Here is a 6,748-nt window from a genome sequence, read left to right on the forward strand (position 1 = left end):
TATGGCGTAACCAAACGTCTACCTAAACCTATGGGCGGTTTTTTGTGGATTGTGGCCTTTGCCATTCTGTTGACACCGACGGTATCTGAGGGGGCGAATGCTTCTATTGCACCTGCGATCTTCGGTCTGTTATTTGGGGTGCTGACCAAAGAGCAATCCCTGGTTTGGATTAATGCGTCACTTATTTTATTTGTCATTGGGATCGGATCTGTGATTGGCTATTGCTGGTCGACTTATGTGTCGAACAAAAGCAATATTCGTGTTCACGAGAAAAGTTCACCGCTGTAAGTAAAAAATAAGGTTCAATCATGTCTGCTGATATTCAACAATTTTCAGGTACCGATCAGTACATCGCGACTGACAGTTTAAAACTTGCGGTGAAAGCTGCACGCAGTTTGCAAAAACCGTTGCTGGTCAAAGGGGAGCCGGGTACAGGTAAGACTTTACTGGCCGAGCAAGTTGCAGAAAGTCTGGGTTTGGAACTGATCACCTGGCACATCAAGTCTACTACCAAAGCACAGCAAGGTCTGTATGAATATGATGCAGTATCGCGCTTGCGCGATAGCCAGTTGGGTGATGACCGTGTCTATGACATCAAGAACTACATCAAGCCGGGCAAATTGTGGGAAGCATTTACCAGTGAAGAACGCTGTGTTCTGCTGATTGATGAAATTGACAAGGCAGACATCGAGTTTCCAAATGACTTGCTGCATGAACTCGATAAAATGTCGTTCTATGTGTACGAGACAGGCGAGACCATTACCGCAACTCAGCGCCCAATCGTGATCATTACCTCAAATAATGAAAAAGAATTGCCAGATGCTTTCCTGCGTCGTTGCTTCTTCCATTACATCGAATTCCCAGATGAAGCCACCATGCGTGAAATCATTGATGTGCATTTTGCCAATATCTCGACCACACTGGTGAATGAAGCCTTACAGGTTTTCTTTAAATTGCGCCAGATTCCGGGTTTAAAAAAACCACCTTCAACGTCTGAACTGATCGACTGGCTCAGTCTACTCATGGCTGACGACATGCCGGAAGATATTCTGCGCAATACTGATAAATCTAAAGCAATTCCACCTTTGTACGGTGCATTAATCAAGAATGAGCAAGATGTGCAGTTGCTCGAACGTCTAGCATTTATGTCACGTCGTTAAGGGAGAAACACGCATGTTTGTGCGACTGTTTTATACCTTACGCAAATACGGCGTGCCGGTATCGACTCGTGAGCTGATTGACCTGAATCAGGCGGTTGCTGCAGGTCTGGTGTTTGCCGATCAGGATGAATTCTATCAGCTGGCCAAAACCGTCATGGTCAAGGACGAGCGCTATTTCGATAAGTTCGATCGCGCCATGAAAGACTATTTTGATGGTATCGCGACCTTTGATCTGGATGAACTGCTAAATCAGGTGCATAAGCTGCCCAAAGACTGGTTTGATCTGGAGTTGCTGGAAAAGCATTTGACCCCAGAGCAGCGCGAAGAGCTGAAAAAAGCCGGATCGCTGGAAGAGCTGATGAAAATGCTAGAAGAGCGTCTGCGCGAACAGCATAAAAAACATCAGGGTGGTAACAAGATGATTGGTACCGGTGGGACTTCACCCTTTGGTGCTTATGGCGATCATCCTGAAGGCGTGCGTATTGGCGGGCCGGGGCGTAAGCGTTCTGCGGTGAAAGTCTGGGAGCAGCGTCAATACCGCAATCTGGACGATGAGCAGATTTTGGGTAGCCGCCAGATGCAGATGGCATTGCGCCGTTTGCGTAAGTTTGCCCGTCAGGGTGCAGCCGAAGAACTGGATATTGATGGTACGATTCGTGAAACGGCTAAGCAGGGTATTCTGGATGTACAACTGATGCCGGAGCGTCGTAACCGCATCAAAGTTTTAATGCTGTTCGATGTCGGTGGTTCGATGGATGCGCATATTGCCCAGTGTGAAAAGTTGTTCAGTGCTGCGAAAACCGAATTCAAAACCCTGGAATATTTTTATTTCCATAACTGTCTGTATGACTATGTCTGGAAAGACAATGTCCGTCGTTCCAGTTCACGTATGAATACCTGGGATTTGTTCAATACCTATGGGCGCGATTATCGCGTGATTGTAGTCGGTGATGCCAGCATGGCACCCTATGAGCTGAATTCTGTCGGTGGTTCGGTTGAATATATGAATGATGAGGCTGGGCAAGTCTGGTTGCAGCGTCTACGTCAGCATTTTGATAAAACCGCTTGGCTGAATCCTGAAGAAGAAAAATACTGGCATTATACCCATACTATTGGTCTGATCCAGCAAATATTTGAAAATCATATGTTTCCAATGACGCTGAAAGGCATTGAAGACATGACTAAATATCTGGCGCGTTAATTCCATTTATCTATAAGTGACTTTAGTTAGAGTTATTAGTGATTTAAAAAAAATTATTCTAGTATAAAGTCACTCATTATCTCTTATTTAAAATTTCAGGCATGATTATGGCTCATCAAATTAATGGTATTGCGTTACCGAATGAAGAGGGTTTTTTTGGTCAGTATGGCGGTCAGTTTATTCCACCCGATCTGAAACAGGCCATGGATGATATTAATGTGGCCTATCAGGAAATTCGTCAGACTGAAGAATTTCAGAATGAATTGAAAGACCTATTTGCTCATTATGTCGGTCGTCCAAGTCCACTATTTCATGCCAAACGTCTTTCTGAACAGCTCGGTGGAGCCCAGATTTATTTGAAACGTGAAGATCTGAACCATACTGGCGCGCACAAGATTAATCATTGCCTAGGTGAAGCACTACTGGCCAAATATATGGGCAAGACCAAAGTCATCGCAGAAACTGGTGCCGGCCAGCATGGTGTTGCTTTGGCAACTGCATGTGCCTTGGTGGGTATTCCGTGTGAAATTCATATGGGGCAGGTGGATATCGAAAAAGAGCATCCAAACGTCGTCAAGATGAAAATTCTGGGTGCCAAGCTCATTTCTGTGACTCGCGGTACAGCCACACTCAAAGATGCAGTCGACAGTGCTTTTGAAGAATATTTGAAAGATCCGAAAAATTACATCTATGCTATCGGTTCGGTGGTTGGACCGCATCCATTTCCGATGATGGTTCGTGATTTTCAGTCGATTATTGGTGATGAAATTAAAGTTCAGGCCAATGAACGTTTTGGTGCAAATCCTGATTATGTCGTTGCCTGTGTCGGTGGCGGTTCTAATGCAGTGGGTGCATTCACTGCATTTTTAAATGAACCAGATGTGAAACTGGTAGGCGTTGAGCCGGCAGGTCATGGTCTGGATACTGACAAGCACTCAGCAACATTGACTTTAGGTAAACCGAGCCAGTTACATGGGATGGCCTGTTATGTGCTTGAAGATGAACAAGGCGAGCCATTGCCAGTGCATTCAATTGCTTCTGGTCTGGATTATCCGGGTGTGGGGCCGCAGCATAGCTTGCTTAAAGATTTGGGTCGGGTTGAGTATACGACTGCAACCGATCAGGAATGTCTGGATGCATTTATGACCTTGTCCCGTGTAGAAGGGATTGTGCCTGCACTAGAAAGTTCGCATGCGGTGGCTTGGGCAATTCGTGAAGCGGGTAAATTGCCAAAAGATACCAAAATTGTGGTGAACTTATCGGGTCGTGGTGATAAAGACTCAGATTACGTCGCAGAAAAATTAGGTCTAAACTGATTTTATTCAGAATGTTCATATAAAAAAATCCCGATACACGTACCGGGATTTTTTATGCATCAGATATAAAACTTTATCTTGGTGTCACTTAAGTGATCTTCAAATGCCTTAGAGGAAGCTAAATGGTGTTTTAACCTGAGATATATTGCTGTAACTGTTCAATCAATTTGCGTTGGTCATCCATGGCCGCTTTGACCAAATCCCCAATTGAAATCAGACCGATCAGTTTTTCATGTTCGACCACAGGTAAGTGGCGTAGGTGGCGTTCAGTCATCAAAGATAAACAGTCTTCTACGCTAGTAGCTGTATTTACGGTAATCACTTTAGAGGTCATGATTTCATTAACAGTGGTGTCGAATGAGGTTCTTTGCATCAGGGCGATCTTACGCGTGTAATCCCGCTCTGACAAAATCCCCACCACGTTGTCTTCATGGGTTACCACAAGCGCCCCGATTCCTTTATCCGCCATCAAAGTGATGGCCTCTAAAACGGTAGAATCTGGACGGATGGTATAAATAGCTTGATGCATTTTTTCACTGAGCACCTGTGCCACATTGGTCATGCTTAATCATCCTTATTGGTTAATTTATTATTAATCCTAGAGTATGTATTCAACCTGAACATCTCTAAGTGTTTAGGTTTTAGTCTTTATAAATAGCATGTTATTTAAGCAATGTGCAGTCTTTGTTGCGAAAAAAACAGATGACGCATCTGTGCAGCAGTCAGTTTGAGTTTGGTTCCATTGGTATTGAACAGCGCTGGCGTAACATTCAGTCGCGACAGGGTGGGTAATAATGCATTTTCAAAATCTTCAGAATTGATTTTACGTGGAATGTAATCCGGCCAATGTTGCTGGGCATAATTTTTGGCATCCAGCGGATTGAGCCAGAATGGGAAGATACAGTCTTCCTGGTCACGCATCATCGCCCAGCCTTGGTGATATGCGCCCCATAGCTCGCCACAATTCATCAAAGATTTAAGCATCGTGATCTTTAACAGAAAGTTTTTGCAGATCGGATCAAATTGAATAATTTTTCGTGGTTTCATTAGAATAAAGTGCTATTGGAGTTCAGGCTCTATTCTAGAAACTTTATATGAAATTACTGTTTCAGCTTTGCAAGGATTCGTAAGAAAATATGTATTGATTGCTACTTATTGAAAAAAGGGCATAAAAAAACGCCACCTAGGTGACGTTTCTTTATGCTTGCATGGTGGCCATGTTCTGCCAGTACTGGGCTTTGAGTGAATCTCGTTCTACACGGAAACCTTGATAATAAAGTTCTGCTAAAAAAAGCGCTGCTTTACCATGGCCAGCACGAGCGGCTTCTTCAAGCTGTTTTACTGCATCAGCAAAGTTCATTTGCGATTGAATGGTATTCACGGCATCTGCGTACAGATGTTCCAGATCGTGTTGAGAGAGTTGTTGTATCATATAAAAACTCCTTAATTTTAATTATGATTACAGGATAGACTATTTAGTCTAAATACAAATATAAATTAGTATTGTTAAACTAATATTACAAAATAATGGAAAAGTCAACTATTCGATTTTATTTGTTTACTTAAGTTATAGTTTAACTGATTAAACTATACACAACTATAAATATTATTAAGCTACATTGTAAATGGATAGCAAACAATAAGGAGAAGGCCATGATGACAAGAACTTTAGATGGTGTGAAATTTGATATGCCTCCGACTGCAGGTCAAATTATGGAACTTGCCGATTTGCATCGTAAAAAACTCGATCAAGCTATATTCAGTAAACATACCCATCTGGGTGATTATGGACTGGCACAACGTAAAGAAGTCTACGACTTTACCCGTGCGCTGGATGAAAACCAGCGTGAGCAGTTTTATAAGCTTTATAATGGTGAGCTGGTCCGCATTGCAGATGAGGATCGTCTGCATCCGCCTGAAGCAGAAGCGGGTTTAAGTAAATTTGCAATTGCACTGGTATTGCTTGTTGTTGCATTGGTGCTGTATTCAACAATTATTACCAGAATCATGAATTAGTCCTCGAAATAGCAGGATTCAGCTCTTATGAATATTCAGTGCGCTGACTTGAACTTATGTAACTGCGACCATACACTACCTCTAACCTGAGGTAGTGTATGTCTATAGATACAGAAAAACTAAGCCAATTTTTCAGCAGAATCAAACTGGAACAGATTTATAACAGTGTGGTTATTTTTATTATTGCGATCATTCTACTTTTAGCCGCATTTGCTCTATATCGTCCGTTGAGCATTGCTCAAGTCACCCAGATTCAGCAACTGTCTAAACAGCAAAACCTTCCCCAAACTCAGGATATGGCACTCGCTTTATTAGAGCAGCAGCATATCCATCGTGGGCAATATCTTAAATTGATGCAGGCTTATCAGCAGGAATCACTTCGGGCACGTCAGCTTCCGCCGGTCTCTGTGGAGATGCCTTAGGCATAGGGTTTGTTGGTAAGTAATAATTGGCATCCATTAAATTTCGCTCCAAACGCATTTTCAAGGCATTTTGATCCAGTTCTTTGTTGACGACGACTAGGGTTAAGCGATCAGGATGAAAATGCTTGCGCACTGCATTTTGTACATCTGCCGCTGTGATTTTAGCCAAGCGTTCTGGATAACTGGATAAATAATCAGTTTGCTCACTATAAAAACCCATATTGCCTAGCTGGGCATTAATGGTGGCATTACTGCTGTAATTATTAGGAAAAGCACGTAACATGCCTGCTTTGGTTTCTTCCAGACGCTGAGTATCAATAGGTTGGCTGACAAAGTGGATAAATGCTTGATGTGCGACCTGAATGCTGTCTAGCAGTTGATCCTGACGCGTGGAATACTTAAAGCTGAATACGCCGGGTGCCTGACTAAAGCTCAATGAACTATAAGCGCCATAAGTAAAACCACGTTTCACCCGTAGTTCCTGCATCAATACTGCATTAAATCCGCTACCGCCAAACATGCGATTGGCGACTTCTAAAGCCAGTTTATCTTCAGTAAAGCGGGTTGGGCCTAAATGCCCAAAGGTGACATGCGCCTGAGACGAGTTATAGGGTAGATGTACCACTTCAAAGC

At 43.0% G+C, this 6,748-nt stretch carries 10 protein-coding genes; 6 read left to right on the plus strand and 4 right to left on the minus strand.

Going from position 1 to position 6,748, the window contains the following annotated elements:
- From ACNPNW_RS11370 to trpB, 4 genes are all read left to right on the plus strand, one after another.
- Nucleotides 1-288, plus strand: a 288-nt coding sequence (locus ACNPNW_RS11370) for a hypothetical protein (protein ID WP_448766976.1), incomplete at its 5' end; no start/stop codon positions are given.
- Between the two features lie 20 nt (nucleotides 289-308).
- Entirely contained in the window at nucleotides 309-1,160 is an 852-nt protein-coding gene (locus ACNPNW_RS11375) for an AAA family ATPase (RefSeq protein WP_005262763.1), read from the plus strand.
- A 13-nt stretch (nucleotides 1,161-1,173) separates the two neighbouring features.
- Nucleotides 1,174-2,361 (plus strand): vWA domain-containing protein, encoded by a 1,188-nt coding sequence (locus tag ACNPNW_RS11380; RefSeq protein WP_348939742.1) that lies wholly within the window; start codon nucleotides 1,174-1,176, stop codon nucleotides 2,359-2,361.
- Nucleotides 2,362-2,468: 107 nt separating this feature from the next.
- Nucleotides 2,469-3,677, plus strand: a complete 1,209-nt coding sequence (gene trpB, locus ACNPNW_RS11385; protein WP_004278689.1) for a tryptophan synthase subunit beta — start codon at nucleotides 2,469-2,471, stop codon at nucleotides 3,675-3,677.
- Between the two features lie 130 nt (nucleotides 3,678-3,807).
- On the opposite strand, the gene ACNPNW_RS11390 is transcribed toward trpB, so the two are convergent.
- From ACNPNW_RS11390 to ACNPNW_RS11400, 3 genes are all read right to left on the minus strand, one after another.
- Nucleotides 3,808-4,239, minus strand: a complete 432-nt coding sequence (locus ACNPNW_RS11390) for a CBS domain-containing protein (protein WP_004278688.1) — start codon at nucleotides 4,237-4,239, stop codon at nucleotides 3,808-3,810.
- A 104-nt stretch (nucleotides 4,240-4,343) separates the two neighbouring features.
- Nucleotides 4,344-4,724 (minus strand): DUF2750 domain-containing protein, encoded by a 381-nt coding sequence (locus ACNPNW_RS11395; RefSeq protein WP_004645256.1) that lies wholly within the window; start codon nucleotides 4,722-4,724, stop codon nucleotides 4,344-4,346.
- A gap of 151 nt (nucleotides 4,725-4,875) precedes the next feature.
- Nucleotides 4,876-5,109 carry an SEL1-like repeat protein gene (locus ACNPNW_RS11400; protein WP_004278686.1) on the minus strand — a complete coding sequence of 78 codons (234 nt, stop codon included), beginning with the start codon at nucleotides 5,107-5,109 and terminating at the stop codon, nucleotides 4,876-4,878.
- 224 nt (nucleotides 5,110-5,333) lie between these two features.
- On the opposite strand from ACNPNW_RS11400, the gene ACNPNW_RS11405 reads away from it, so the two are divergent.
- Entirely contained in the window at nucleotides 5,334-5,693 is a 360-nt protein-coding gene (locus tag ACNPNW_RS11405; RefSeq protein WP_034436454.1) for a hypothetical protein, read from the plus strand.
- A 98-nt stretch (nucleotides 5,694-5,791) separates the two neighbouring features.
- Complete coding sequence (locus tag ACNPNW_RS11410; RefSeq protein ID WP_253147313.1) at nucleotides 5,792-6,115, plus strand: hypothetical protein; 324 nt, start codon at nucleotides 5,792-5,794, stop codon at nucleotides 6,113-6,115.
- Here ACNPNW_RS11410 and ACNPNW_RS11415 read toward each other — a convergent pair.
- On the minus strand, nucleotides 6,039-6,748 hold a 710-nt coding region (locus ACNPNW_RS11415), incomplete at its 5' end, for a M16 family metallopeptidase (RefSeq protein WP_448766977.1). The two genes, ACNPNW_RS11410 and ACNPNW_RS11415, sit on opposite strands and share 77 nt — an antisense overlap.

The sequence above is a fragment of the Acinetobacter endophylla genome, assembly GCF_053543775.1.

Excerpts from the sequence above, each read along its gene's own strand:
- ACNPNW_RS11375 (WP_005262763.1), top strand. The coding sequence starts at position 309 with ATGTCTGCTGATATTCAACAATTTTCAGGTACCGATCAGTACATCGCG.
- ACNPNW_RS11390 (WP_004278688.1), bottom strand. The coding sequence starts at position 4,239 with ATGACCAATGTGGCACAGGTGCTCAGTGAAAAAATGCATCAAGCTATT.
- trpB (WP_004278689.1), top strand. The coding sequence starts at position 2,469 with ATGGCTCATCAAATTAATGGTATTGCGTTACCGAATGAAGAGGGTTTT.
- ACNPNW_RS11380 (WP_348939742.1), top strand. The coding sequence starts at position 1,174 with ATGTTTGTGCGACTGTTTTATACCTTACGCAAATACGGCGTGCCGGTA.
- ACNPNW_RS11400 (WP_004278686.1), bottom strand. The coding sequence starts at position 5,109 with ATGATACAACAACTCTCTCAACACGATCTGGAACATCTGTACGCAGAT.
- ACNPNW_RS11410 (WP_253147313.1), top strand. The coding sequence starts at position 5,792 with ATGTCTATAGATACAGAAAAACTAAGCCAATTTTTCAGCAGAATCAAA.
- ACNPNW_RS11405 (WP_034436454.1), top strand. The coding sequence starts at position 5,334 with ATGACAAGAACTTTAGATGGTGTGAAATTTGATATGCCTCCGACTGCA.
- ACNPNW_RS11395 (WP_004645256.1), bottom strand. The coding sequence starts at position 4,724 with ATGAAACCACGAAAAATTATTCAATTTGATCCGATCTGCAAAAACTTT.